Here is a 1,156-nt window from a genome sequence, read left to right on the forward strand (position 1 = left end):
CCTGCACCGCCGCCACCGCCGCCTGATAGCGCTGCTGGATGCGCGCTTCCGACGCGCGCGGCACGGCGCCGGCGGCATGCCAGGCCGCCGCCGCGTCGCGCAGCGTCTTGGCGATGGCCGCCAGCTGCGCCTTGTCCTCGCCGCTGAAGGTGGCCGTTTCCAGCTCCTTGCACAGCGCCTCGCGCGCGTGCAGGTGGGCCTTGCGTTCGTGGTCGGCGGCATGCGCGCTCTCCTTGCGCTTGGCGAAGATCGCATCGCAGGCGGCGCGGAATCGCTGCCACAACGCCTGCTCGGCCTTGCGCTCCAGCGGCAGCGCCTTGGCCTGCTCCTGCCAGCGTTCCTGCAAGCGGCGCAGGTGATCCAGCGTGTGGCGGTCGCCCGGCTGCATCTGTTCCGCCTCGGCGATCAGCAGTTCGCGCTTGGCGGTTTCGATCTTGCGCTGTTCGGCCAACGGCGCCAGCATCTGCGCCAGCGCCTTGTCGAAGGCTTGATCGAGCTTGCGTTTTTCCTTGCGGTCGATGGTGCCCAGGCGGCCCCACATCTGGCGCAGGCGCTGGCCGGCGGCGGCCACGTTCTTCAGGTCCGCGCCCTCGGCCACGGCGGCGGCGGCCATGTTGCGGGTCTCGTCGATCAGCGCCTGGGCCTTGGCGGCGTTGGCGTGGCGCTCGTCGGCCAGTTGCTTGAAGTGGGCGGCGGCCGGCGCGTAGGCGGCGGTGCAGGCGCTGTCGAAGCGCTCCCACAGGCTCTTGGGCGCGTGGCCGGAGACCGCGTCCAGCGACTTCCAGCGCTCGCGCATGCTGCCGACCTTCTTGGCCAGTTCGCTCATCGCCAGGCCCAGCGCGGGCAGCTCCTCCACCGCCCTGACCAGCTCCTCGCGCGAGACGTTGCCGCCCCAGCGCGCCCAGTCGCCCAGCCGCTTCAACTCGGCGCGGACGTGGTTCAGGCGGTCGGTCTGGGCCGGCGTCAAGCGGGTCTTGTGCTCCTTGAGCCACTTGTCGTGATCGGCGGCGGCGTGCAGCAAGCCTTGCTCCAGCGCGGCTTCCATCGCGTCCAGCGTTTCAAGGAATTTCTTGTCGGTTTCCTTGGGCGCGGCCGGCTTCTTCGGCTCGCGCGCGGCGGGCGCCGGCGCGGCAGGCGCCTCGGCGGCCGCTTCGGC

1 protein-coding gene is annotated in these 1,156 nt (G+C 71.6%); it reads right to left on the reverse strand.

Going from position 1 to position 1,156, the window contains the following annotated elements; genetic code table 11:
- Positions 1-1,156 (reverse strand): DUF349 domain-containing protein (locus tag GTP90_RS35770; protein ID WP_161087939.1); only part of this gene is annotated, 1,156 nt, incomplete at both ends.

Origin of the sequence: Duganella vulcania (assembly GCF_009857655.1) — a bacterium.
In the GTDB taxonomy this organism is placed as follows: domain Bacteria; phylum Pseudomonadota; class Gammaproteobacteria; order Burkholderiales; family Burkholderiaceae_D; genus Rugamonas; species Rugamonas vulcania.